Consider the following 24,899-nt stretch of genomic DNA (forward strand, 5'->3'; position numbering starts at 1 on the left):
GGCTGAAATGTGAAAAGCCGTCTTGCGACGGCTTTTTTTATGCCTGCTCCGGGCGTTTGAACACCAGTTCATTACCCTGTGAGGCGGCTTCGTCGAAGGCGTAGCCTTCCAGATTAAAGTCCACCAGCTGCTCGCTGCGCGTCAGGCGGTTCTTGATGATAAAGCGGCTCATCAACCCGCGCGCTTTCTTGGCGTAGAAGCTGATGACCTTGTACTTGCCGTTCTTCTCGTCGAGGAAGACCGGTTTGATCAGCGTGCCGTGCAGTTTGGCCGGCTTCACCGCCTTGAAATACTCGTCGGACGCCAGGTTGACCACCACGTCGTCGCCCTGCTGCTCCAGCGCTTCGTTGAGTTTCTGGGTGATCTGATCGCCCCAGAAGCTGTACAGGTCTTTGCCTTTCGGGTTTTCCAGCTTGATGCCCATCTCCAGTCGGTACGGCATCATCAGATCGAGCGGGCGAAGCACGCCATACAGGCCGGACAGCATACGCAGATGCTGCTGGGCAAAGTCGAAGTCGGCCTCGTTGAAATCCTGCGCCTGCAGGCCGGTGTAAACGTCGCCCTTGAACGCCAGCAGCGCCTGACGGGCATTGTCTGGGGTAAATTTCGGCTGCCACTCGCTAAAGCGCGCGGCGTTCAGCCCGGCCAGCTTGTCGCTGATGCTCATCAGGCTGGCGATTTGCGCCGGCGTCAGCTCGCGGCAAATTTTGATAAGCCGCTGGGACTTGTCCAGCAGTTCGGGCTGGGTGAAACGTTCTGTCGCCAGCGGGCTTTCGTAATCGAGAGTTTTTGCAGGGGAAATAATAACGAGCATGGCCAGATCCTGTTTATCCAAGTGCGGATACTGTAGCAAAAAGCGCGGGAAAAAGGGGCAATCGGTCCAATAGGTGGGGGCGCGTCTCGTACGCGCCCCGGAAAACTCAGCGCGGCGGTTGATTACCATCCCACACGCCCGGCTCCAGCTGCGACTTCAGCTCCGGATAACGGTTGGCGTCGAAGGTTGGCAGCTTGCCCAAGCGGCGCTGGCGATGGTAATCGTCGGCCAGCTTCAGCGCCACCCGTGACAGCAGCAGGATTGCCGTCAGGTTGGTGATCGCCATCAGCGCCATGGAGGTATCCGCCATTTTCCACACCAGCGGCAGCTCCGCCAGCGCGCCGAACATCACCATGCCCAACGCCACGCAGCGGAAAATGATCAGACCGCCTGGATGGTTGTGCTCGAGGAACACCAGATTGCTCTCGGCATAGGCGTAGTTGGCGATGATCGAGGTAAAGGCGAAGAAAAAGATGGCGATGGCGACGAACGGTGTTCCCCAGCTGCCGACGGCGGTCGACAGCGCGCGCTGGGTCAGATCGATGCCGCTGATGCTGTCGGTCGGCTGATCGAGAATGCCGGAGGAGAGGATGATCGCCGCGGTGGCGCTGCAGATGACGATGGTATCGATAAATACCCCGAGCATTTGCACGTAGCCTTGCGAAGCCGGATGTGGAGGATAAGGGGAAGCGGACGCCGCCGCGTTGGGCGCCGAACCCATACCGGCTTCGTTGGAGAACAGGCCGCGCTGTACGCCCTGGGTCATCGCCTGGGAGATGCCGTAACCGACGGCGCCGGCCGCGGCTTCCTGCAGGCCGAAGGCGCTTTTGAAAATCAGCGCCAGGATCGCCGGCATATGTTCGATGTTATGGCCAATCACCCAGAGGGCCAGCAACAGGTAGGCGCCGGCCATCAGTGGCACCACCAGTTCGGCCACTTTGGCAATGGAGCGAATGCCGCCGAAGATTACCACGCCGCTCAATAACACCAGGCCGATGCCGACGTGCAGCGGCTGTAAATGGAAGGCGACGGCGGAGGCCTGAGCGATAGAGTTGGCTTGTACGGCGTTGAACACCAGACCGAAAGCGATGATCAGGAAGATCGAGAACAGTACGCCCATCCAGCGCATGCCGAGGCCCTTTTCCATGTAGTAGGCCGGGCCGCCGCGGTAGTTGCCGTTATCGTCTTTGGTTTTGTAGAGCTGAGCCAGCGAGCTTTCCACAAAGGAGGTGGCCATGCCGATAAACGCCACCACCCACATCCAAAAGATGGCGCCGGGGCCGCCGGCGGTCAGGGCGATGGCGACGCCGGTCAGGTTGCCGGTGCCGACGCGTGCCGCCAGCGTGGTGCACAGCGCCTGGAAAGAGGAGATGCCGGCGCTGTCGCTTTTATTGCTGTTTTTCAACACCGAGAACATGTGGCTGAAGTGGCGGAGCTGGATAAAGCGGGTGCGCAACGTGAAGTAGACGCCAGTGCCAAGCAGCAGATAAATCAGCACCGACCCCCACAAAATATTGTTTATAAAGTTCATCAGGTCCGTCAAGGGATCCCTCCTCTTATCGAAATTTAATGCGCACCTTGCAGCATCCACCGCAGGTGAAAAACATTGGCCTATTTTTTACAAGAGCTTAGCTGGAATCGGTCCGGCGTCAGTCGATTAAGATTTTTCGCAGATTGGCGGACGAATTGCATCAATTTTTTCGAATTTAACATAATTTATTCGGACAATAGCACGTTATTGCCTTTCCATCCGCTCGGTTATGGCGAAAGATATTGGCGTAAACGGTTGCTCGCCCAAGGATAAAACAGATGCTTGCGCGCCGCGGTTTTCCAGCCTTGCACCGGGCTTGGCGCATGTTATTATCAGGGTAGGGCATGGTTGAACAATGCCAAAAGTTCATGCACAAACGATGAGATAATGCCAACATGACCGACAAATTAACTTCCCTGCGCCAGCTGACCACGGTGGTTGCAGATACGGGTGATATCGCGGCAATGAAGCTGTATCAACCGCAGGACGCCACAACCAACCCTTCGCTGATCCTCAATGCAGCCCAAATTCCTGAATACCGCAAACTGATTGACGAAGCCATCGCCTGGGCGCGTGGCCAGAGCAGCGATCGCGAGCAGCAGATCGCCGACGCCGCCGACAAGCTGGCGGTCAACATCGGTCTGGAAATCCTCAAATTGGTTCCGGGCCGCATCTCCACTGAAGTGGATGCGCGTCTGTCTTATGACACCGTCGCCAGCGTGGCCAAGGCCAAGCGCCTGATCAAGCTTTACAACGAAGCCGGCATCAGCAACGATCGCATTCTGATCAAACTGGCCTCGACCTGGCAGGGCATCCGCGCCGCGGAGCAGCTGGAGAAAGAGGGCATCAACTGTAACCTGACGCTGCTGTTCTCCTTCGCTCAGGCTCGCGCCTGCGCCGAAGCCGGCGTTTACCTGATTTCGCCGTTCGTTGGCCGTATCCTCGACTGGTACAAAGCCAACGGCGACAAGAAAGAGTTCGCCCCGCACGAAGATCCGGGCGTGATCTCCGTGACCGAAATTTATCAGTACTACAAACAGCACGGTTACAACACCGTGGTGATGGGCGCCAGCTTCCGTAACGTCGGTGAAATCATCGAACTGGCCGGCTGCGACCGCCTGACCATCGCCCCTGCGCTGCTGAAAGAGCTGGCAGAGAGCGAAGGTGCGCTGGAGCGCAAACTGTCTTACACCGGTGAAGTGAAGGCGCGCCCTGCCGCACTGACCGAACCTGAGTTCTACTGGCAGCACAACCAGGATCCGATGGCGGTTGAGAAACTGACCGACGGTATCCGCAAGTTCGCCGTAGACCAGGGCAAACTGGAAAAAATGATCGCCGACCTGCTGTAATTCCCGCAGATCGCGCAGTAAAAAGGTGGCTCAGGCCACCTTTTTTTATGCCCGACGCTCCCGCCGCCGGGGGAAGCCCTTATACTCTCGGCAATGACAACAGAACGGGAGACGAACCCGTTCGGACCCCATCAGGCTGTAGAGGTTACGCATGGATATTTTACGTATTGGTTTGGTTTCCGTTTCCGACCGCGCTTCCGGCGGCGTTTATCAGGATAAAGGCATCCCGGCGCTGGAAGAGTGGCTGAGCAGTGCGCTGGCGACGCCGTTCAAGCTGGAAACCCGGCTGATCCCCGATGAGCAGACGCAAATTGAACAGACGCTGTGTGAGCTGGTGGACGAAATGGGCTGCCATCTGGTGCTCACCACCGGCGGTACCGGGCCGGCGCGCCGCGACGTCACCCCCGACGCCACGCTGGCGATCGCCGATCGCGTGATGCCCGGCTTCGGCGAGCAAATGCGTCAGATCAGCCTACACTATGTGCCAACGGCAATTCTTTCGCGTCAGGTGGGGGCGATCCGCAAACAGGCGCTGATCATCAACCTGCCCGGCCAGCCGAAGTCGATCAAGGAAACGCTGGAAGGGGTAAAGGATGAGCAGGGCAATGCGGTGGTGCACGGCATCTTCGCCAGCGTGCCTTATTGCATTCAACTGCTCGACGGGCCTTACGTCGAAACGCACGCCGCGGTGGTAGCAGCATTTCGGCCAAAGAGCGCGCGTCGCGAGATAAACCTCTAAATTTCAGCATTCTGCGAGATCGGCTTCAGCCCGTCTGGTGTGAAAATAATTTGCCGCTATAGTAAGGATTCTTTTACAGAAAGCCTGCGGCTTTTATTTTTACAGCCTTTACCGACGGTGCCCTATGCCTCACGACAATAATCGCCGGCTGAACCGGCAAGACTACAAAACGCTGACGTTGGCCGCGTTGGGCGGCGCGCTGGAGTTTTACGACTTCATCATCTTCGTGTTCTTCGCCGCCGTGGTCGGCGATCTGTTCTTCCCGGCGGACATGCCGGAGTGGTTGCGGCTGGTGCAAACCTTCGGCATCTTCGCCGCCGGCTATTTGGCACGCCCGCTGGGCGGCATCGTGATGGCGCACTTCGGCGATCTGGTCGGCCGCAAGAAGATGTTTACCCTGAGCATTCTGCTGATGGCGTTACCGACGCTGGCGATGGGCCTGCTGCCGACCTACGCCAGCATCGGCATCGCTGCACCGCTGTTGCTGCTGCTGATGCGCGTGCTGCAGGGGGCGGCGATCGGCGGTGAGGTGCCGGGCGCCTGGGTCTTCGTCGCCGAACACGTGCCGCGCCGGCGCATCGGCTTCGCCTGTGGCACGCTGACCGCCGGGCTGACGGTAGGCATTCTGCTGGGCTCGGTGGTGGCGACGGTGATCAACACTACGCTCAGCGCGCAGAGCATCGCCGGTGGCGGCTGGCGTATTCCCTTCCTGTTGGGCGGCATTTTCGGTCTGGTGGCGATGTACCTGCGCCGCTGGCTGCAGGAAACGCCGATCTTCATCGAGATGCAGGCGCGTAAAGCACTGGCAGAGGAGCTGCCGCTGAAGTCGGTGGTGCTCAACCACAAGCGGGAAGTGGTGGTGTCGATGTTGCTGACGTGGCTGCTTTCCGCCGGCATCGTGGTGGTGATCCTGATGACCCCGACCTATCTGCAAAAGCAGTTTGGCATCGCGCCGGCATTGACGCTGCAGGCCAACAGCATCGCCACCATCATGTTGATCGCCGGTTGCATCGTCGCCGGTTTATCGGCCGATCGCTTCGGCGCCAGCAAAACGCTGGTGGTCGGCAGTGTGTTGCTGGCCGGCTGCAGCTGGCTGTTCTATCAGACGGTGGGCGTGCATCCGGAAATGCTGTTCGCCTGTTATGCTCTGGTGGGGTTCAGCGTAGGCGTGGTGGGGGCTGTGCCGTACGTGATGGTGAGGGCGTTTCCGGCGGAAGTGCGGTTTACCGGCATCTCGTTCTCATATAACGTCTCGTACGCTATTTTTGGCGGTTTAACCCCTATTTTTGTGACGCTGATCATGAAATTGACCCCGTTAGCGCCCGCTTACTACGTGTTGGCGCTGTCGCTCATCGGGCTGCTGCTCGGCTTCTACCTGCATCGCGATCTGAACAGCGAAGCCGGGGAGCGGCGAGCTGATTCCTATAGCTAAAAAAAAGCCCTGCACTGCAGGGCTTTTTCATCAGGGGAGGGCGATTACGCCGTGACCGGTGAGGCCGCGACGCGGGCCGGAGCCGGCTCGCCAATCGGCAGCACCTTGCGGCCGTATTGCTCGTTGAGCACTTCGGCCATCGCCAGGTAAATGGCGCTGGCGCCGCAGATGATGCCTTCATAGCCGGCGAAGGTCAGCAGTGCATGATTGCCGGTGATGTTGCCGACGGCCAGCAGAGCGAACAGCAGCGTGAGGCTGGCGAACACGAACTGCAGCACGCGGTTGGCGCCCAGGGTACCGAAGAACATGAACAGGGTGAAGACGCCCCACAGCGCCAAATAGATGCCCAGCACGTGCGCCTCGGTGGCCTCAGCCAGGCCCAGACGCGGCAGCAGCAGCAGGCCGACCAGGCTCAGCCAAAAACTGCCGTAGGCGGTGAAAGCGGTCATGCCGAAGGTGTTGCCCTTCTTGTATTCCAGCAGACCGGCCAGGATCTGGGCCAGGCCACCGAAGAAAATCCCCATGCTGATGATGGCGGAGTTCAGTGGGAAAAAGCCCGCGTTGTGCAGGTTCAGCAAGACGGTGGTCATCCCGAAGCCCATCAGGCCGAGAGGGCCGGGATTCGCCAACTTGTTGGTGTGCATAAGTCCTCTGCGATAACAGAAAATTAACGGAAACAGCGAAGTAAAATAATAAATGGTCTGAATGGCCAAAAAATCGAAGTTTTCCATCAGAGCGCGCGCATCATAATGATCCCCGCATCCGGAAACAATGATCTGAATGACGATAAAAAAAGAAATTTTTTTCGCCTTGCCCCTTGATGCCGGATTGGATGGCCCCATCTTATTTGCAACCGCAGTTGCTAACCGCGGGTCGCACTGAGATATCGGGCAGTTGAAAAGCAAAAAATCGCCCGCATATAGGTTAGCAACCTGACTGATTATGAATTTTTTAGTGGAGACGTTTAGATGGGCAAAATTATTGGTATCGACCTGGGTACTACCAACTCTTGCGTAGCAATTATGGATGGTGCCAAGGCACGCGTGCTGGAAAACGCCGAGGGCGACCGCACCACTCCTTCTATTATCGCATATACCCAGGACGGTGAAACTCTGGTTGGCCAGCCGGCTAAGCGTCAGGCAGTGACCAACCCGGAAAACACCCTGTTCGCCATCAAGCGCCTGATCGGTCGCCGCTTCCAGGATGAAGAAGCGCAGCGCGACAAAGCGATCATGCCGTACAAAATCGTCGAAGCCGACAACGGCGACGCCTGGCTGGAAGTGAAAGGCCAGAAAATGGCTCCGCCGCAGATCTCTGCGGAAGTGCTGAAGAAAATGAAGAAAACGGCGGAAGATTACTTGGGCGAACCGGTAACTGAAGCGGTTATCACCGTACCGGCTTACTTCAACGACGCCCAGCGTCAGGCGACCAAAGACGCCGGCCGCATCGCGGGTCTGGAAGTAAAACGCATCATCAACGAACCGACCGCTGCGGCTCTGGCCTACGGCCTGGACAAAGAAGTCGGCAACCGCACCATCGCGGTTTATGACCTGGGCGGCGGTACTTTCGATATCTCCATCATCGAAATCGACGACGTTGACGGCGAAAAAACCTTCGAAGTGCTGGCGACCAACGGTGACACCCACCTGGGTGGTGAAGACTTCGACAGCCGTCTGATCAACTACCTGGTGGAAGAGTTCAAGAAAGAACAGGGTATCGATCTGCGCAACGATCCGCTGGCGATGCAGCGTCTGAAAGAAGCCGCTGAGAAAGCGAAGATCGAACTGTCTTCCGCTCAGCAGACCGACGTTAACCTGCCGTACATCACGGCAGACGCGACCGGTCCAAAACACATGAACATCAAAGTGACTCGCGCCAAACTCGAGTCGCTGGTTGAAGATCTGGTTGCGCGCTCTATCGAACCGCTGAAAGTGGCTCTGAAAGATGCAGGCCTGTCGGTTTCCGACATTCAGGACGTGATCCTGGTGGGCGGCCAGACCCGTATGCCAATGGTGCAGAAGAAAGTCGCAGACTTCTTCGGCAAAGAACCGCGTAAAGACGTGAACCCGGACGAAGCGGTTGCCGTGGGTGCTGCGGTGCAGGGCGGCGTGTTGGCCGGTGATGTGAAGGACGTTCTGCTGCTGGACGTAACCCCGCTGTCGCTGGGTATCGAAACTATGGGCAGCGTGATGACTCCGCTGATCACCAAAAACACCACTATCCCGACCAAGCACAGCCAGGTGTTCTCTACTGCTGAAGACAACCAGTCTGCGGTAACCATCCACGTGCTGCAGGGTGAGCGTAAGCGCGCCAGCGATAACAAGTCTCTGGGCCAGTTCAACCTGGACGGCATCCAAGCGGCACCGCGCGGCATGGCGCAGATCGAAGTGACCTTCGATATCGATGCCGACGGCATTCTGCACGTGTCCGCCAAAGACAAGAACACCGGCCGTGAGCAGAAGATCACCATCAAGGCATCTTCTGGCCTGAACGAAGACGAAATCCAGAAAATGGTGCGCGATGCCGAGCTGAACGCTGAAGCTGACCGCAAGTTCGAAGAGCTGGTACAGACGCGTAACCAGGCGGATCACCTGATCCACGGCACTCGCAAGCAGCTGGAAGAAGCGGGCGATAAACTGCCAGCGGAAGACAAAACAGCGATCGAAGCGGCGTTGAAAGATCTGGAAGCGGCGGTGAAAGGCGAAGATAAAGCCGAGATCGAAGCGAAGACTCAGGCTTTGGTGCAGGTTTCCGGCAAACTGCTGGAAATGGCTCAGGCGCAGCAGGCTCAGCAGGGTGCTGACGCCGGCGCGGACAACGCGGCGCAGAAAGACGACGACGTGGTTGACGCTGAGTTCGAAGAAGTTAAAGACAAAAAATAATCGCCCTTAAGCGGGCACGGGGCGGCCGAGATGCCGCTCCCGGAAACCAGCACGGGCGTCGAGGCAACTCTGCGCCCGTGCACGCATGTTAAGGGTAAGCGAAAGAATGGCGAAGAAAGACTATTACGAGATTCTCGGCGTCAGCAAGACGGCGGATGAACGTGAGATCAAAAAGGCGTACAAACGCCTGGCGATGAAATACCATCCTGACCGCAACCAGGAACAAGACGCCGAAACCAAGTTTAAAGAAGTTAAAGAAGCTTACGAAGTCCTGACCGACGATCAGAAACGCGCGGCCTACGATCAGTATGGGCATGCGGCCTTTGAACAGGGCGGTATGGGTGGCGGCGGCTTCGGCGGCGGCGCCGACTTCAGCGATATCTTTGGCGACGTGTTTGGCGACATCTTCGGCGGAGGCCGCCGTCAGCGTGCCAGCCGCGGTTCCGATCTGCGCTATAACATGGAGCTGACCCTCGAGGAAGCGGTACGTGGCGTCACCAAAGAGATCCGCATCCCGACGCTGGAAGAGTGCGACGTTTGCCACGGCAGCGGCGCCAAGCCGGGCAGCTCGCCGGTAACCTGCCCAACCTGTCACGGCCAGGGCCAGGTGCAGATGCGTCAGGGCTTCTTCACCGTGCAGCAGGCGTGTCCGCATTGCCATGGCCGCGGTCAGATCATCAAAGATCCGTGCAACAAGTGCCACGGCCACGGCCGGGTAGAAAAATCCAAAACCCTGTCGGTGAAAATTCCGGCTGGCGTCGATACCGGCGACCGCATCCGCCTAGCGGGTGAAGGCGAAGCCGGCGAACACGGCGCGCCGGCGGGCGATCTGTACGTTCAGGTGCAGGTGAAGGCGCACCCGATCTTCGAGCGCGAAGGCAACAACCTGTACTGTGAAGTGCCGATCAACTTCGCCATGGCGGCGCTGGGCGGCGAGATTGAAGTGCCGACGCTGGACGGCCGGGTGAAACTGAAGGTGCCTTCGGAGACCCAAACCGGCAAGCTGTTCCGCATGCGCGGCAAGGGCGTGAAATCGGTGCGTGGCGGCAGCCAGGGCGACCTGCTGTGCCGCGTAGTGGTGGAAACGCCGGTCAATCTGAACGACAAGCAAAAGCAGCTGCTGCGTGAGTTGGAAGAGAGCCTGGGCGGCCCGTCCGGTGACAAGAACAGCCCGCGTTCGAAGAGCTTCTTCGACGGGGTGAAGAAGTTCTTTGACGACCTGACTCGCTAACCTGCTGTTTCTGCTGGTTTATGTTATAACCCCGGGCGCCTGTCCCGGGGTTTTTATTTGCACGCCACAATCTTAACTCCCCATAAGTAGTGTGACTTATTCGCGCTTTAATTCGGTTTTGTCGATCTATTTAGCATTTATAAACTTATTTTTTCGAGCTAAAAGGCCCTCTATACTCACTTCATGACTGTGGTTCGCAGGGCGATACGTCCTGCACAGATTTGGAGAGACGTATTGTGACCAACATCATTCGTCAATTTTTACGTCAGGAAGCCGCGGGCGGCATCATTCTGATCGCGGCGGCGATCGTCGCCCTGATCATGGCCAACACCCCGGTGCAGGGGATCTATCAGGCATTCCTCAACCTGCCGGTGATGGTGAAGATTGCTTCGCTGGAGATCGCCAAACCGCTGCTGCTGTGGATCAACGACGGCCTGATGGCCATCTTCTTCCTGGTGGTGGGGCTGGAGGTCAAGCGCGAGCTGATGCAAGGCTCATTGTCCGGGCGCGATAAGGCGGTGTTTCCGGCGATCGCTGCGCTGGGCGGCATGCTGGCGCCGGCGCTGATTTATCTGCTGTTCAACGGCGCGGATGAAGTCACCCGCCAGGGCTGGGCGATCCCGGCCGCGACCGATATCGCCTTCGCGCTGGGCGTAATGGCGCTGCTGGGTAACCGTGTGCCGACCAGCCTGAAAGTGTTCTTGCTGGCGTTGGCGATCATCGACGACCTGGGCGTGATTATCATCATCGCGCTGTTCTACACCCACGAAGTGTCGATGGTGGCGCTGGGCGTGGCGGCGGCGGCAACGGTGCTGTTGGCCGTGATGAACTGGCGCGGCGTGGGTAAAACCTCGCTGTACATGATGGTCGGCCTGGTGCTGTGGGTCGCGATCCTCAAGTCCGGGGTGCACGCGACGCTGGCCGGTGTGATCGTTGGCTTTATGATCCCGCTGAACGTCAAGAAGGGGCCATCGCCGTCAGAAACGCTGGAGCATGAGTTGCACCCTTGGGTCGCGTTTATGATCCTGCCGCTGTTCGCTTTCGCCAACGCAGGGGTTTCTTTGCAAGGCGTATCGCTGGAAGGGTTGACGTCGCTGTTGCCGGTAGGGATTGCGGCCGGGCTGTTCATCGGCAAGCCGCTGGGGATTTTCCTCTTCAGCCTACTGGCGGTGAAAATGGGCATCGCCCGTTTGCCTGAGGGAATCGGTTTCAAACAGGTGTTTGCCGTTTCGGTGCTGTGTGGTATTGGTTTCACCATGTCGATTTTCATCGCCTCGTTGGCGTTCGGCGATGCCGATGTGGCGCTCAGCACCTATTCCCGCCTGGGGATCCTGCTGGGCTCCACCGCTGCGGCGGTGGCTGGGTATGGATTGCTGCGTCTGGCGTTGCCGCGGGTGCGTTAATCCTGCGTGTGCCCGATAAGAGCACACAATAAAATGGCTGGTCGGAGCTGTGCGGTATAAAATATGTGCAGCTTCGGCCGTTCTTCGTTGGGACTAATGGGGCTATACGTTGTCTGAAGCAGGGAAAGGAAGTTTGTCGCTCGTCACGGCACACCGTTTGCCGCTGCGAAACGTTGTTAAGGAGAGCCGCTCGTGAGGATGTCGCATATCAACTTTAATCACCTTTACTATTTCTGGCAGGTCTGCAAGGCCGGTTCCGTGGTCGGCGCTGCTGAAGCGCTGTTCCTGACGCCGCAGACCATCACCGGCCAGATCAAAGCGCTGGAGGAGCGGCTGGACGGTAAGCTGTTCAAACGCCAGGGGCGCGGGTTGGTACCTTCGGAGCTGGGGCAGCTGGTGTTCCGCTATGCCGACAAGATGTTTATGCTCAGCCAGGAAATGCTGGATATCGTCAACTACCGCAAAGAGTCGAATCTGCTGTTCGACGTCGGCGTGGCGGATGCGCTGTCGAAGCGTCTGGTCAGCCAGGTGTTGGAAACGGCGGTGGTGGTGGACAACGAACAGATCCACCTGCGCTGCTTTGAATCGACGCATGAGATGCTGCTGGAGCAGCTCAGCCAGCACAAGCTGGATATGATCCTGTCGGATTGCCCGGTAGACTCCAGCCAGCAGGAAGGGCTGTTCTCGTTGAAGTTGGGCGAGTGCGGCATCAGCTTCTTTTGCCGCCAGCCGGCGCCGGAACTGCCGTTCCCGGCCTGTCTGGAGCAGCGCAAGCTGCTGATCCCCGGCCGCCGTTCGATGCTGGGGCGCAAACTGCTCAACTGGTTCAATACGCAGGGCATTCAGGTAGAGATTCTGGGGGAGTTCGACGATGCGGCGCTGATGAAGGCCTTCGGCATGTACCATAATGCGATCTTCGTGGCGCCGACGCTGTATGCGCAGGATACCTATAACGATGACAACGTGGTGGAGATTGGGCGCATCGACAGCGTGCAGGAGGAGTATTACATCATCTTCGCCGAGCGGATGATCCAGCACCCGGCGGTGCAGCGCGTGTGCAACAAAGACTTTTCGGCGCTGTTTTCCTGCTAGCGGTTCACTGAACGCAGGGCGTAAAAAAACCGGCCTAAGCCGGTTTTTTTATCAAGCAGATAACGAAATGCTTATTGCATTGCGTTGATGCGTGCAGTCAGGTTTGACTTATGACGCGCTGCTTTGTTTTTGTGGATCAGGCCTTTAGCTGCCTGACGGTCCACCAGTGGCTGCATTACCAGGAATGCATTTTGTGCTGCTTCTTTGTCGCCAGCTGCGATAGCTGCGTCTACCTTCTTGATGAAGGTACGCACCATTGAGCGACGGCTTGCGTTATGCTTGCGGCGTTTCTCAGACTGTACGGCGCGTTTCTTAGCTGATTTGATATTAGCCAAGGTCCAACTCCCAAATATATTCTATTGAGGACAATTCAAAGGCCGAGGAATATGCCCTTTTAGCCTTCGTTTGTCAATGGATTTGTGCAAATAAGCGCCGTTTGTACAGGCGGCACTCGCTACGTTGTGATGGCGCAGGATTTTACCAGCTTCGCTCTTGGGAATACAGTGTTTCGCGAGAAAATTCGCCAATGTTTTGCCGCGGCGGACGCAAGCCGTTGGCCGCGGTCGAGAATCGGCCCGGCGGCGCCGGATAAACTGCGGCGAAGCCGTTTCACGCGCAGATTATCTCCGGTATGGTATGTCTATTACATAAAGGCACCAATCGCGGGTTAACCTTACCGGCTGTACAAGGTATAATCCGCCGATTTCCACTGTTTTGAGCCAGCTATGGAGCTAATTCGCGGCATTCACAATATCCGGGCGCGCCACCATGGTTGCGTGCTCACCATCGGCAACTTTGACGGCGTACACCGCGGTCATCAGGCGTTGCTGGAGCAGTTGAAGCAACAAGGGCAACGCCTCGGGCTGCCGGTGATGGTCATGATCTTTGAGCCGCAGCCGCTGGAGATGTTCGCCGCAGACAAGGCGCCGGCCCGTTTGACGCGCCTGCGCGACAAGGCCAACTACCTGGCGCAGGCGGGTGTCGATTACCTGCTGTGCGTCAAGTTCGATCCGCGTTTTGCCGCCAACACCGCGCAGGCGTTCGTTGCCGAGCTGCTGGTGGAAAAACTGGGCGTCAAATTCCTGATGGTGGGGGATGATTTTCGCTTTGGCGCCGGGCGTCAGGGCGATTTTCCGCTATTGCAGCAGGCCGGAAAAGAGTACGGCTTCGAGGTGGTCAGCACCCCGACCTTCCGCGAAGGCGATCGGCGTATTAGCAGCACCGCGATCCGCACCGCGCTGAGCGAGGACGATCTGCCGCTGGCGGAGACCCTGCTGGGCCACCCGTACAGCATTTCCGGGCGCGTGGTGCACGGCGACGAGCTGGGCCGCACCATTGGCTTCCCGACTGCCAACCTGCCGCTCAAGCGCCTGGTGGCGCCGGTGAAGGGGGTGTATGCGGTGGAGGTGTACGGTCTGGGGCCGCAGCCGCTGCCGGGCGTGGCCAATATCGGTACGCGCCCTACCGTCGCCGGCGTGCGCCAGCAGCTGGAAGTGCATCTGCTGGATGTCACAATGGATCTTTACGGGCGCCATATTGAGGTGGTGCTCCGCGCAAAATTGCGCAATGAACAACGGTTTGCTTCGCTCGATGCCCTGAAGCAGCAAATCGCCAATGATGTGGTGACGGCCCGGAAGTTCTTCGGGTTAAAAACACTGGTTTAATCGTTTACCCTAAACAATTCGAGTTGCATCGCGGCGGTAACCGCGTGAATCCCGATGAACTTGCACAGGCAAGTGATTCGGGTGAGAAAGGGCGGCCGACAAAGATGCAGCTTGAAGTGTGACGGGTAAATAGCCGAAAACGGAAACGAGAATCTCATGAGTGACTACAAGAATACCCTGAACTTGCCGGAAACAGGGTTCCCGATGCGCGGCGATCTCGCCAAGCGCGAACCTGGCATGCTGCAACGTTGGTATGAACAGGATCTGTACGGGATTATTCGTACTGCCAAAAAGGGCAAAAAAACCTTCATTTTGCATGACGGCCCTCCGTATGCGAACGGCAGCATTCACATTGGTCACTCGGTTAACAAGATTCTCAAAGACATTATCATCAAGTCGAAAGGGATGGCCGGCTTCGACTCGCCTTATGTGCCGGGTTGGGACTGCCACGGCCTGCCGATCGAACTGAAGGTTGAACAGCTGTACGGCAAACCGGGCGAGAAGCTGACGGCGGCCGAATTCCGTCAGAAGTGCCGCGAGTACGCGGCCGAGCAGGTTGAAGGCCAGAAGAAGGACTTCATCCGCCTGGGGGTGCTGGGCGACTGGGATCGCCCGTACCTGACCATGGACTTCAAAACCGAAGCCAACATCATCCGCGCGCTGGGCAAGATCATCAGCAACGGCCACCTGCTGAAAGGCGCCAAGCCGGTTCACTGGTGCACCGATTGCGGATCGTCGCTGGCGGAAGCGGAAGTGGAGTACTACGACAAGACTTCGCCGTCGATCGACGTGAGCTTCCATGCGGCCGACGCGGCCGCCGTGGCGGCCAAGTTCGGCGTGAGCCACTTCAGCGGCACCATCTCTCTGGTTATCTGGACCACTACCCCGTGGACCCTGCCGGCCAACCGCGCGATCTCGCTGCACCCGGACTTCACCTATCAACTGGTGCAGGTTGACGGCCAGTGCCTGATCCTGGCGGCCGAGTTGGTGGAAAGCGTGATGAAACGCGCAGGCATCACCGAATGGACGGTGCTGGGCAGCTGCAAAGGTGCCGATCTGGAGCTGCTGCGCTTCAAACACCCGTTCATGGACTTCGACGTGCCGGCGATCCTCGGCGAGCACGTGACGCTGGACGCCGGTACCGGTGCGGTGCACACCGCAGGCGGCCACGGCCCGGATGACTTCGTCATCAGCCAAAAATACGGTCTGGAGATCGCCAACCCGGTGGGGCCGAACGGCTGCTACCTGACCGGCACGCACCCGCTGCTGGACGGCAAATTCGTTTTCAAGGCCAACGATCTGATCGTCGACCTGCTGCGCGAGAAAGGCGCGCTGCTGCACGTCGAGAAGTTCCTGCACAGCTACCCGTGCTGCTGGCGCCACAAGACGCCGATCATCTTCCGCGCCACGCCGCAATGGTTCATCAGCATGGATCAGAAAGGCCTGCGTCAGCAGTCGCTGGAAGAGATCAAAGGCGTGCAGTGGATCCCGGATTGGGGCCAGGCGCGCATCGAAATGATGGTGGCCAACCGCCCGGACTGGTGCATCTCGCGTCAGCGCACCTGGGGCGTGCCGATGTCGCTGTTCGTGCACAAAGAGACCGAACAGCTGCACCCGCGTAGCGTTGAGCTGATGGAAGAAGTGGCCAAGCGCGTCGAGCAAGACGGCATTCAGGCCTGGTGGGATCTGGACGCGGCCGACATCCTCGGCGCGGAAGCCGCCGACTACGTGAAAGTGCCGGATACGCTGGACGTGTGGTTCGACTCCGGTTCCACCCACGCCTCGGTGGTTGACGTGCGCCCTGAGTTCAACGGCCACGGCGCCGACATGTATCTGGAAGGCTCCGACCAACACCGCGGCTGGTTCATGTCATCGCTGATGATTTCCACCGCGATGAAAGGCAAGGCGCCTTATAAAGAAGTGCTGACCCACGGCTTCACCGTCGACGGCCAGGGCCGCAAGATGTCCAAGTCGATCGGCAACACCGTCAGCCCGCAGGACGTGATGAACAAGCTGGGCGGCGACATTCTGCGTCTGTGGGTGGCATCGACCGATTACACCGGCGAAATCGCGGTCTCTGACGAGATCCTCAAGCGTTCCGCCGATTCTTATCGCCGCATCCGCAATACCGCGCGCTTCCTGCTGGCCAACTTGAACGGGTTCGAGCCGAGCACCGACTGCGTGGCACCGGAAGATATGGTGGTGCTGGATCGCTGGGCGGTCGGTCGCGCGCTGGCGGCGCAGCAGGATATCGAGCAGGCTTACGCCAACTACGATTTCCATGAAGTGGTGCAGCGTCTGATGCAGTTCTGCTCGGTCGAGATGGGCTCCTTCTACCTGGATATCATCAAGGATCGTCAGTACACCGCGAAGAGCGACAGCGTCGCCCGCCGCAGCTGCCAGACCGCGCTGTATCACATCGTGGAAGCGCTGGTGCGCTGGATGGCGCCGATCATGTCGTTCACTGCGGACGAGATCTGGGGCTTCATGCCGGGCAAGCGCGCGCAGTACGTGTTCACCGAAGAGTGGTACGACGGCCTGTTCGGGCTGGCGGAAGGCGAGCCGATGAACGACGCTTTCTGGGCCGAGCTGCTGAAAGTGCGCGGCGAAGTGAACAAGGTTCTGGAGCAGGCGCGTGCCGACAAACGCCTCGGCGGTTCGCTGGAAGCGGCGGTCACGCTGTATGCCGACAGCGAGCTGGCGGCGCGCCTGAACAGCCTGCAGGATGAGCTGCGCTTCGTGCTGCTGACCTCGGCGGCAAGCGTTGCGCCATTGGCGGATGCGCCGGCCGACGCGCAGGCTTCCGAGCTGCTGAAAGGGCTGAAGATCGCCTTCAGCACGGCGCCGGGTGAGAAGTGTCCGCGCTGCTGGCATTACACCACCGATATCGGCCTGGTGGCGGAACACGCAGACATCTGCGGCCGCTGTGTGAGCAACGTCGCCGGTGACGGCGAGAAGCGTAACTTTGCCTGAGAACTCGCGCCTGATGAGTAAATCAATGTGTTCGACCGGCCTGCGTTGGCTGTGGGTTGTGGTGGCGGTGCTGGCGCTGGATTTCGGTAGCAAGCAGTGGATCCTCGCTAACTTTACGCTGGGCCAGTCCCAGCCGTTGATCCCGTCGTTCAACCTGTTTTACGCGCGCAACTACGGCGCAGCGTTCAGCTTCCTGGCCGACCATGGCGGCTGGCAGCGCTGGTTCTTCGCCGGCATCGCCATCGCCATCGTTGCGGTGTTGCTGGTGATGATGTACCGCAGCACCGCGCAGCAGAAGCTGAACAACATCGCCTACGCCTTCATTATCGGCGGGGCGCTGGGCAATCTGTTCGATCGCTTGTGGCACGGTTTCGTGGTCGATTTCATCGACTTCTACGTCGGTGACTGGCATTACCCGACCTTCAATCTGGCGGACAGCTTTATCTGCGTGGGCGCGGCGATGATCGTGCTGGAAGGTTTCCTGTCGCCGGCGAACAAAGGCGCAAAGAGTAAAGGTGAGTAATATGACGGCTCAGGTTATCAGTGACAGCGCGGTGCTGGTTCACTTTACGCTGAAACTGGAAGACGGTTCGACCGCCGAATCCACCCGCAGCAGCGGCAAACCGGCGCTGTTCCGCCTGGGTGACGGCAGCCTGTCGGCGCCGCTGGAAGCGCAGCTGCTCGGCCTGCGCGCGGGCGACAAACGCGCCTTTACCCTGCAGCCGGAAGCGGCGTTCGGTGCGGAGAACCCGGATCTGGTCCAGTTCTTCTCGCGCCGCGACTTCGCGGAAACCGGCGTGCCGGACGTGGGCACCATCATGCTGTTTACCGCTATCGACGGCAGTGAAATGCCGGGCGTGGTGCGCGCGGTGGCGGAAGATTCGATCACCGTCGATTTCAACCATCCGCTGGCGGGCCATCCGGTGACTTTCGATATCGAAGTGCTGGAGATCGATCCGCAGCAGGAGGAGACGCATGCAAATATTGCTGGCTAATCCGCGCGGCTTCTGCGCCGGCGTTGATCGTGCGATCAGCATCGTGGAACGCGCGCTGGAGCTGTATGGCGCGCCGATCTACGTGCGGCATGAAGTGGTACACAATCGCTACGTGGTCGACAGCCTGCGTGAGCGCGGTGCGGTGTTTATCGAAGAGATCGCGGAAGTGCCGGACGGTTCTATCCTGATCTTCTCGGCGCACGGCGTTTCTCAGGCGGTGCGTGCCGAAGCCAAGGCGCGCGATCTGACCATGCTGTTCGACGCCACTTGCCCGCTGGTGACCAAGGTGCATATGGAAGTGGCGCGCGCGAGCCGCCGCGGTACCGAAGCTATTCTGATCGGCCACGCCGGGCACCCGGAGGTGGAAGGCACCATGGGCCAGTACAGCAACCCGCAGGGCGGCATGTACCTGGTCGAGTCGCCGGAAGACGTGTGGAAGCTGCAGGTGAAGAACGAAAACAACCTGTGCTTCATGACGCAGACCACGCTGTCGGTTGATGATACTTCGGACGTGATCGATGCCCTGCGTCAGCGTTTCCCGAGCATTATCGGCCCGCGTAAGGACGATATTTGCTACGCCACCACTAACCGCCAGGAAGCGGTGCGTAATTTGGCCGGCGATGCGGACGTGGTGCTGGTGGTGGGATCGAAGAACTCCTCCAACTCCAACCGTCTGGCGGAACTGGCGCAGCGCGTCGGTAAACCGGCTTATCTTATCGATTCGGCGGCGGATATTCAGGAAAGTTGGCTGAGCGAAGCGCGCAACATCGGCGTCACTGCCGGTGCCTCAGCGCCGGACGTGCTGGTGCAGGAGGTGATCTCTCGCCTGAAAGCGTTGGGCGGCGTGGACGTGCATGAAATCAGCGGGCGTGAAGAGAACATCGTGTTCGAAGTGCCGAAAGAGCTGCGCGTGGACGTTCGTCAGATCGACTGACATACGCCGGTGGATGACAGCGGGGAGCTTAGGCTTCCCGTTTTTTTTGGCATGCATACGGCATTAAAAATAGAACTCTGAGCATATTCAAATTTTCTGCTAACTAAAGTCAAATTTATTCTGAGTATTTGAAATAGCGTCGGTGTAATGACTTATATAGGCTGACAGAAAGTCATTAATCAATATATCATTAGCCTGCAATCTAAATAAGATCTGGCGTTGGCAAGGTGGTTACAATAATTACAATAATGGACGTTGCAGATGTTTCTTATTTTATTTCTGCCGAATATGTTCTAAGGCGTTTAATCCTTTTTCCTTTAAATAGAGTTTCATGTGCTCAAGCAATCGTCTGACTTTTAATGGCTGGATCTCCCGGCGCGGCATAATGGCATAGCAATTTATTTCCGGTAATCGCCAGTCGGGCAATATTTCAATCAACTCGCCGCTGCGCAACTCTCGTTCAACGTTGGCGAAGAAATTGCGAATGATACCCTTGCCGGTCAGCGCCAACTCCTTCATCGCCATGCCGCTGTTGGTGAACAAACGCCCGGTCATGCGCAGACGGTGCTCACCGCCGTCGCGATGGATCAGCCGGACAAACTGCGGGTTGCCGAGCGGTGTGAAGGTAACCCAGTGGTGATGCATCAACGCCTGTGGCGAATCCGGCACGCCGTGATGCGCCAGATAGGCCGGTGAGGCGCACAACACTTCGCGGCAGCGCGCCAGCCGTGTGGAAACGTAGCTGGAGTCGGCCAGCACGCCGCCGCGAATCGCCAGATCAATGCGTTGTGCGATCAGGTCTATCTTCTCATCGTGGATCTCCAGCCGCAGCGTGAGCCGCGGGTGCTCGTCGAGGAAGCTTTGCAGCGCCGGCACCAGGTAGTGAGTGGCGAATTCGGTGGAGGTGGCGACGCGCAGTTCGCCGACCAACTCCCCACGCAGCGCGGCGATCCGCTGCTGGCCGCGTTCGGCAGCGTGGATCATCAACAGGCAATCTTCATAAAAGCACAACCCGGCTTCGGTCAGACTCAATGAGCGCGTCGATCGCAGTAGTAATTGAATGCCCAGATGCTCTTCCAGCTGGCGAATATGTTGGCTGACGGCGGAGGTTGTCATGCCCAATTCTTTTGCCGCCATGCTGAATGCGCCGCAATCGACCACTTTTGAGAAAATGGCCATACGTTTTAAAATATTGCTCATAGTTTGTTAAGCACAACTTAACCAAGATTGCGAATTATACGGGCTAATAATATAGCACCATCTCTCCTATATTGCCTGAAGCATATAAACGCCGGGTTGATTATTATCTCGCAGAGGTTTTTTCTTTTTTTTGATAAATCTTATTGCGCTTATCAATAATACACCCGCGCCACATCGCAACAGGAGCTCATTGTGGACAGCGTTCAGAAAGATGAAATAGCGTTAAAAGTCTTACGTGAATTATTGCAATACCGCCGCCGTTTCCCCGGCGATGACACTTCGATTGCCGAAGAAGAGCAGCGGGTCACTCAAGTGCAATTGCCGCGCATTCGGGCATTCATTGAAAACGAGCAGCGCATCGAATTCGTGCTGCCGGCCTTCCCGACCAAGTCGCCCAACACCAACAAGGTGATCGGCGCGGTCCCGGACATGGCGGAGCGGCTGTCGCTGATCTTCCTCAACTCGCTGTGCCAGCGCATTCAACTCTATTACCCGCCGGGCGCGCATATCGTTATCTGTTCCGACGGCCACGTGTTCGGCGATCTGATCCGCGTCAGCGACGAAGCGATCAGCCACTATCAGCGCGAGATTGAAAGCCTGCTGCATGAAGTGGGGGCGACACACCTGAGCGTGTTCAACCTCGGCGACGTCAAAGGTCTGGCGGAGCATACCGATGATTACGATCTGCTGCGCCGGCTGTTGGTGGACGGTTACGCCGAATCGGAAGAGGCGATCAAGCAGCAGCTGATGCAGGACGAACAGGGTCTCTTGCTGTACCGCGCCATCACGCGCTTCCTGTATGAAGACAGCCAACTGCCGGGGTACAGCGGTTCCAACGCCGCACTGCAGAAAGACGCCAAGCAGCGCGCCTGCGGGGTGATCCAACGCAGCTGGGCCTGGGGGAATCTGCTGGCCCAGCATTTCCCGGCGGCGATCCGCCTGTCGATTCACCCGCAACCGGTCGACAGCCTGAAAATGGGCATTCATATGATGCCGACCAAAGACGACTGGCTGACGCCGTGGCACGGCGTGGCGGCCAACGTGAATGGCCAGTTCGTGCTGATGAAGCGCAAAGACGCGCAGAGCCTGGACGGTGAACTGGTGGAGATCCGCGGCACGCCGAGCCACTACCTGATCGAACAGCCGCAGATGGCCTGAGGTTACGCAGGCTTTTGCGCCCGAAATCCTGACGGGCGCGTTTTTGACGGCACGTTGCCGTGTGAGCAGCACATCCGATGCAAGGAGAATCACCGATGAACAACCAACCGCTTAATTGCCATATTCAACTGAATACCCCATTTGGCGCGATCCTGACGCCGCAGCATCCGGGGCAAAAGCTCGACGAGCTGCCGATAGTGGCGCTGCGATCGTTGGCGCAGGAGCACCATTTGCTGGTGCTGCGCGGATTCGACTCCGGTTTCAGCGAGGCGGAAGTCCTGACTCGCTATGCCGAACAATGGGGCGAGATCATGATGTGGCCGTTCGGTGCGGTGCTGGACGTGAAGGAACATCCGGACGCCAAGGATCATATCTTCGACAGCAGCTACGTCCCGCTGCACTGGGACGGCATGTATAAGCCGACCATTCCCGAGTTCCAGCTGTTCCACTGCGTGGCGGCACCCTCTCAGAACGAAGGCGGATGCACCACCTTCGTTGACACCACCCGGCTGTTGGCCAACGCGGACGAAGCGCTGCTGGAGCAGTGGCTGTCGGTCTCGATCACCTACCGCATCAAGCAGGTGGTGCATTACGGCGGCGAAGTTTGTTCGCCGCTGGTGGTGCAGCACCCGAACGGCAGGGGATTGATCATGCGCTACAATGAACCGCCGACGGAGGGAAAAAAATTCCTCAACCAGCATGCGCTGGAATATCACGGCGTGCCGGAACAACAGCAGGAACAGTTCCATCACACTTTGCAGCAGCATCTGTACGATCCGCGTCACTATTATGCCCACCAATGGCAACAGGGGGACGTGGTGGTGGCGGACAACTTCTCGCTGCTGCACGGCCGAGAGGGCTTTACCGCCCGTTCCGCGCGTCATTTGCAGCGCGTGCATATTCAGAGCAACCCGGTGTGCGCCAATCTGGCGCTGAAGCCGGTCAACGCAGAAGCGTAAAGGAGCATTATGGCAAGGATACTGATGGCGGCGGTCGCCACTCCAGGGCACGTCTACCCGATGTTAGCCATCGCTCGCCACCTGATTGCCCAAGGGCATCAGGTGCGGGTGATGACCGGCGCGCTGTTTCGCGAACGCGCCGAGGCGGTGGGAGCGAACTTCGTGCCGTTCGACCCACAGGTGGATTTCGATTATCGCCACCTGGAAGAGCACTTTCCGGCGCGCGCCGCGCTGCCGCCGGGCAATGCGCAGATGGCGCTGGCGCTGAAGGATTTCTTCGCCGCACCGATCCCGCTGCTGGATCGGCAGCTGCGTGCGGCCATTGCCGCCGAAAAGACCGATCTGCTGATGGTGGAGAACTGCTTCTACGGCGTGCTGCCGCTGCTGCAGTCCGCCGAACGGCCGCCGGTCTTCGGCATCGGCGTTACGCCACTGTCGTATTCTTCGCGCGATGCCATTTTTTATGGCCCGCGTATCCCGCCGGCGCTGCTGCCGCGGGCGCTGACCCGCGAACAGTTGGTGGATGAAGAAACGCGCGTGCTGCTCGATGAAGTGCAGCAGAGCTTCGATGCGGCGCTGGCGCAGGCGGGCGGGCGGGCGCTGGATCGCCCGTTCACCGATGCGCTGATCGGCGGCTGCGAGCGTTTCCTGCAGTTGGCGACCACGGCGCTGGAATATGAGCGCGACGACCTGCCGAGCGGCGTGCGCTTCGTCGGCCCTTTGCGCAGCGGCGGTCAGCCGGCAGCGGAAGAGGCACTGTGGGAGGCGGACGACCGTCGGCCGTTGGTGATCGTGTCTCAGGGCACGCTGGCCAATGTCGATCTGCACCAACTGATCGTGCCGACGCTGCAGGCGCTGGCGCATTTGCCGGTGCGGGTGCTGGCCACGACCGGTGGGCGCGCGACCGAAGGGCTGATGGAGGCGCTGCCGGGCAACGCCCGAGTGCGGAAGTTTATCTCCTTCGAGCGCTGGCTGCCGCAGGCGGCGCTGCTGATCACCAACGGCGGTTACGGCTCGATCAACTATGCGCTGGACAGCGGCGTGCCGCTGATCGTCGCCGGCACCGGCGAAGACAAACTGGAGGCGGCCGCGCGCGTGGTGGCCGCCGGCTGCGGCATCAGCCTGCACACCAGTACGCCGACCGCCGAACAGATCCTGGCGGCGGCAACGCGCATTCTGCAACAGCCGATCTATCGGCAACGCGCGGCGCTGGTGCGTGAGGACTATGCCCGCCACGATGCGCTGACGGCGATCGCCAACGAAGTGGCCGCCATTACCGCCTGACTTCGCTGTATTCCCTTCCCCTGGCGCCATTTTTGGCGCCTTTTTTCTGCATTTTTTTGCCATGGAAACTGCATGATTATGTACAATCGTTGCAGGCCGCCAAATTGGTTGAATGTTAATCTCGCGACAGCGCCGCTGATGAAAATGGGGGAATATCATAATTTTCTAATTATGAAATGAATCCTCTGGCGACGCTGAAGCGGGGCGGTTACCCTGAATCGATAGCCTAATGGGATAGGCGTCAAATCAAGAAGAGAGCAAGCATGAGTGATTCACAAATCCGCATTGCGATTGCGGGCGCCGGCGGCCGGATGGGCCGTCAATTGATCCAGGCGGTGCAGCAGGCGGAAGGCGTAGTGTTGGGGGCGGCGCTGTCGCGCCCGGGCTCCAGCCTGGTCGGCGTCGACGCCGGCGAGCTGGCGGGTATCGGCGCGCTGGGTGTCAAAGTAAGCGACAGTCTGGATAAGGTGGCGAACGAGTTCGATATTTTGATCGACTTCACCCGCCCGGAAAGCACCCGGGGCTACCTGGATTTTTGCGTGGCGCACCACAAGGCGATGGTGATCGGCACTACCGGCTTCGATGACGCCGGCAAACAGGCGATCCGCGATGCGGCGCAGCATATCGGCATCGTGTTCGCCGCCAACTTCAGCGTCGGCGTCAATCTGGTGCTGAAATTGCTGGAGAAGGCCGCTCAGGTGATGGGCGACTATACCGATATCGAAATCGTTGAGGCGCACCACCGCCACAAAGTGGATGCCCCGTCGGGCACGGCGCTGGCGATGGGCGAAGCGATCGCCGGCGCGCTGGGGCGCGATCTGAAAAGCTGCGCGGTTTATGCGCGCGAAGGCCACACCGGCGAACGCGATCCGAAAAGCATCGGCTTTGCCACCATTCGTGCCGGCGACATCGTCGGCGAGCATACCGCGCTTTTCGCCGACATCGGTGAACGGGTGGAGATCACCCATAAGGCCTCCAGCCGCATGACTTTTGCCAGCGGCGCGGTGCGCGCGGCTGCCTGGTTGCATAACCGGGATAAAGGCCTGTTTGATATGCGCGACGTGTTGAATTTGGACCAATTATAATTTATTTGCATACCATTGTGATGTGGTTGTGTTGATCATAATACTATGATAATCGGGCAATAATTTTATTGTCCTTTTTTTTAACATGAAAAATGAAGTGTAGGCGTAATTTTGTTTATTTGATCGTTGTTTTATGGTGTTTAACTTGCTAATCATCCCGTTTTTATCCGCTGA

21 protein-coding genes are annotated in these 24,899 nt (G+C 58.7%); 16 read left to right on the forward strand and 5 right to left on the reverse strand.

The features are described from left to right. Positions 1-37: 37 nt before the first annotated feature. Both yaaA and EGY12_RS10295 read right to left on the reverse strand, forming a co-directional pair. Entirely contained in the window at positions 38-814 is a 777-nt protein-coding gene (gene yaaA / locus EGY12_RS10290; protein ID WP_123893428.1) for a peroxide stress protein YaaA, read from the reverse strand. 106 nt (positions 815-920) lie between these two features. After that, positions 921-2,357: a sodium:alanine symporter family protein gene (locus tag EGY12_RS10295; RefSeq protein WP_123893429.1), complete on the reverse strand. Its 1,437-nt coding sequence runs from the start codon at positions 2,355-2,357 to the stop codon at positions 921-923. A gap of 383 nt (positions 2,358-2,740) precedes the next feature. On the opposite strand from EGY12_RS10295, the gene tal reads away from it, so the two are divergent. From tal to EGY12_RS10310, 3 genes are all read left to right on the forward strand, one after another. Beyond that, a complete protein-coding gene (gene tal / locus EGY12_RS10300) occupies positions 2,741-3,694 on the forward strand; it encodes a transaldolase (protein WP_004932982.1) in 954 nt (317 codons plus the stop codon). 151 nt (positions 3,695-3,845) lie between these two features. Beyond that, entirely contained in the window at positions 3,846-4,433 is a 588-nt protein-coding gene (gene mog, locus EGY12_RS10305; RefSeq protein WP_038873345.1) for a molybdopterin adenylyltransferase, read from the forward strand. Positions 4,434-4,557: 124 nt separating this feature from the next. Next, on the forward strand, positions 4,558-5,865 hold the full coding sequence (locus EGY12_RS10310) for an MFS transporter (RefSeq protein WP_123893431.1): 1,308 nt from the start codon (positions 4,558-4,560) through the stop codon (positions 5,863-5,865). Between the two features lie 44 nt (positions 5,866-5,909). On the opposite strand, the gene satP is transcribed toward EGY12_RS10310, so the two are convergent. Further along, positions 5,910-6,509, reverse strand: a complete 600-nt coding sequence (gene satP, locus EGY12_RS10315) for an acetate uptake transporter (RefSeq protein ID WP_148085317.1) — start codon at positions 6,507-6,509, stop codon at positions 5,910-5,912. Between the two features lie 324 nt (positions 6,510-6,833). Here satP and dnaK point away from each other — a divergent pair, with 324 nt between their 5' ends. From dnaK to nhaR, 4 genes are all read left to right on the forward strand, one after another. Continuing rightward, positions 6,834-8,747 carry a molecular chaperone DnaK gene (dnaK, locus tag EGY12_RS10320; RefSeq protein WP_123893435.1) on the forward strand — a complete coding sequence of 638 codons (1,914 nt, stop codon included), beginning with the start codon at positions 6,834-6,836 and terminating at the stop codon, positions 8,745-8,747. A 106-nt stretch (positions 8,748-8,853) separates the two neighbouring features. After that, the gene (gene dnaJ, locus EGY12_RS10325; protein WP_004932969.1) at positions 8,854-9,978 is read left to right on the forward strand and encodes a molecular chaperone DnaJ; all 1,125 of its coding nucleotides are present in this window, start codon (positions 8,854-8,856) and stop codon (positions 9,976-9,978) included. 236 nt (positions 9,979-10,214) lie between these two features. Then, positions 10,215-11,381 (forward strand): Na+/H+ antiporter NhaA, encoded by a 1,167-nt coding sequence (nhaA, locus tag EGY12_RS10330; RefSeq protein ID WP_123893437.1) that lies wholly within the window; start codon positions 10,215-10,217, stop codon positions 11,379-11,381. Positions 11,382-11,573: 192 nt separating this feature from the next. Further along, positions 11,574-12,473 (forward strand): transcriptional activator NhaR, encoded by a 900-nt coding sequence (gene nhaR / locus EGY12_RS10335; RefSeq protein WP_004932962.1) that lies wholly within the window; start codon positions 11,574-11,576, stop codon positions 12,471-12,473. Between the two features lie 71 nt (positions 12,474-12,544). Here the strand turns inward: nhaR and rpsT are convergent, their stop codons facing one another. After that, the gene (gene rpsT, locus EGY12_RS10340; RefSeq protein ID WP_004932960.1) at positions 12,545-12,808 is read right to left on the reverse strand and encodes a 30S ribosomal protein S20; all 264 of its coding nucleotides are present in this window, start codon (positions 12,806-12,808) and stop codon (positions 12,545-12,547) included. Positions 12,809-13,198: 390 nt separating this feature from the next. Between rpsT and ribF the strand changes: the two genes are divergently transcribed. From ribF to ispH, 5 genes are all read left to right on the forward strand, one after another. Continuing rightward, positions 13,199-14,137, forward strand: a complete 939-nt coding sequence (gene ribF / locus EGY12_RS10350) for a bifunctional riboflavin kinase/FAD synthetase (RefSeq protein WP_123893439.1) — start codon at positions 13,199-13,201, stop codon at positions 14,135-14,137. A 156-nt stretch (positions 14,138-14,293) separates the two neighbouring features. Further along, a complete protein-coding gene (ileS, locus tag EGY12_RS10360) occupies positions 14,294-17,110 on the forward strand; it encodes an isoleucine--tRNA ligase (protein ID WP_123893442.1) in 2,817 nt (938 codons plus the stop codon). A gap of 13 nt (positions 17,111-17,123) precedes the next feature. After that, entirely contained in the window at positions 17,124-17,633 is a 510-nt protein-coding gene (lspA, locus tag EGY12_RS10365) for a signal peptidase II (protein WP_123893444.1), read from the forward strand. 1 nt (position 17,634) lies between these two features. Continuing rightward, entirely contained in the window at positions 17,635-18,105 is a 471-nt protein-coding gene (fkpB, locus tag EGY12_RS10370) for an FKBP-type peptidyl-prolyl cis-trans isomerase (protein WP_123895581.1), read from the forward strand. Next, entirely contained in the window at positions 18,086-19,039 is a 954-nt protein-coding gene (ispH, locus tag EGY12_RS10375; protein WP_073529710.1) for a 4-hydroxy-3-methylbut-2-enyl diphosphate reductase, read from the forward strand. The genes fkpB and ispH overlap by 20 nt, the downstream gene beginning before the upstream one ends. 273 nt (positions 19,040-19,312) lie before the next feature. Here the strand turns inward: ispH and EGY12_RS10380 are convergent, their stop codons facing one another. Beyond that, entirely contained in the window at positions 19,313-20,239 is a 927-nt protein-coding gene (locus EGY12_RS10380) for a LysR family transcriptional regulator (RefSeq protein WP_123893446.1), read from the reverse strand. A gap of 192 nt (positions 20,240-20,431) precedes the next feature. Between EGY12_RS10380 and pvcA the strand changes: the two genes are divergently transcribed. The 4 genes from pvcA (at position 20,432) to dapB (ending at position 24,725) form a co-directional block, all read left to right on the forward strand. Then, complete coding sequence (pvcA, locus tag EGY12_RS10385; RefSeq protein WP_123893448.1) at positions 20,432-21,397, forward strand: L-tyrosine isonitrile synthase; 966 nt, start codon at positions 20,432-20,434, stop codon at positions 21,395-21,397. Between the two features lie 95 nt (positions 21,398-21,492). Next, positions 21,493-22,356, forward strand: coding sequence for a TauD/TfdA family dioxygenase (locus EGY12_RS10390; RefSeq protein ID WP_123893450.1), 864 nt, complete (start codon positions 21,493-21,495; stop codon positions 22,354-22,356). A gap of 24 nt (positions 22,357-22,380) precedes the next feature. Next, positions 22,381-23,640, forward strand: coding sequence for a glycosyltransferase (locus EGY12_RS10395; RefSeq protein WP_123895582.1), 1,260 nt, complete (start codon positions 22,381-22,383; stop codon positions 23,638-23,640). A gap of 263 nt (positions 23,641-23,903) precedes the next feature. Continuing rightward, complete coding sequence (gene dapB, locus EGY12_RS10400; RefSeq protein ID WP_123893452.1) at positions 23,904-24,725, forward strand: 4-hydroxy-tetrahydrodipicolinate reductase; 822 nt, start codon at positions 23,904-23,906, stop codon at positions 24,723-24,725. Positions 24,726-24,899: the final 174 nt, after the last annotated feature.

The sequence above is a fragment of the Serratia sp. FDAARGOS_506 genome (genome assembly GCF_003812745.1).
Taxonomy (GTDB): Bacteria; Pseudomonadota; Gammaproteobacteria; order Enterobacterales; family Enterobacteriaceae; genus Serratia.

Bases quoted from the DNA above. Each gene is read 5' to 3' on its own strand.
- yaaA (WP_123893428.1), bottom strand. From the start codon at position 814: ATGCTCGTTATTATTTCCCCTGCAAAAACTCTCGATTACGAAAGCCCG.
- tal (WP_004932982.1), top strand. From the start codon at position 2,741: ATGACCGACAAATTAACTTCCCTGCGCCAGCTGACCACGGTGGTTGCA.
- mog (WP_038873345.1), top strand. From the start codon at position 3,846: ATGGATATTTTACGTATTGGTTTGGTTTCCGTTTCCGACCGCGCTTCC.
- EGY12_RS10310 (WP_123893431.1), top strand. From the start codon at position 4,558: ATGCCTCACGACAATAATCGCCGGCTGAACCGGCAAGACTACAAAACG.
- satP (WP_148085317.1), bottom strand. From the start codon at position 6,509: ATGCACACCAACAAGTTGGCGAATCCCGGCCCTCTCGGCCTGATGGGC.
- dnaK (WP_123893435.1), top strand. From the start codon at position 6,834: ATGGGCAAAATTATTGGTATCGACCTGGGTACTACCAACTCTTGCGTA.
- dnaJ (WP_004932969.1), top strand. From the start codon at position 8,854: ATGGCGAAGAAAGACTATTACGAGATTCTCGGCGTCAGCAAGACGGCG.
- ribF (WP_123893439.1), top strand. From the start codon at position 13,199: ATGGAGCTAATTCGCGGCATTCACAATATCCGGGCGCGCCACCATGGT.
- ileS (WP_123893442.1), top strand. From the start codon at position 14,294: ATGAGTGACTACAAGAATACCCTGAACTTGCCGGAAACAGGGTTCCCG.
- lspA (WP_123893444.1), top strand. From the start codon at position 17,124: ATGAGTAAATCAATGTGTTCGACCGGCCTGCGTTGGCTGTGGGTTGTG.
- fkpB (WP_123895581.1), top strand. From the start codon at position 17,635: ATGACGGCTCAGGTTATCAGTGACAGCGCGGTGCTGGTTCACTTTACG.
- ispH (WP_073529710.1), top strand. From the start codon at position 18,086: ATGCAAATATTGCTGGCTAATCCGCGCGGCTTCTGCGCCGGCGTTGAT.
- EGY12_RS10380 (WP_123893446.1), bottom strand. From the start codon at position 20,239: ATGAGCAATATTTTAAAACGTATGGCCATTTTCTCAAAAGTGGTCGAT.
- EGY12_RS10390 (WP_123893450.1), top strand. From the start codon at position 21,493: ATGAACAACCAACCGCTTAATTGCCATATTCAACTGAATACCCCATTT.
- EGY12_RS10395 (WP_123895582.1), top strand. From the start codon at position 22,381: ATGGCGGCGGTCGCCACTCCAGGGCACGTCTACCCGATGTTAGCCATC.
- dapB (WP_123893452.1), top strand. From the start codon at position 23,904: ATGAGTGATTCACAAATCCGCATTGCGATTGCGGGCGCCGGCGGCCGG.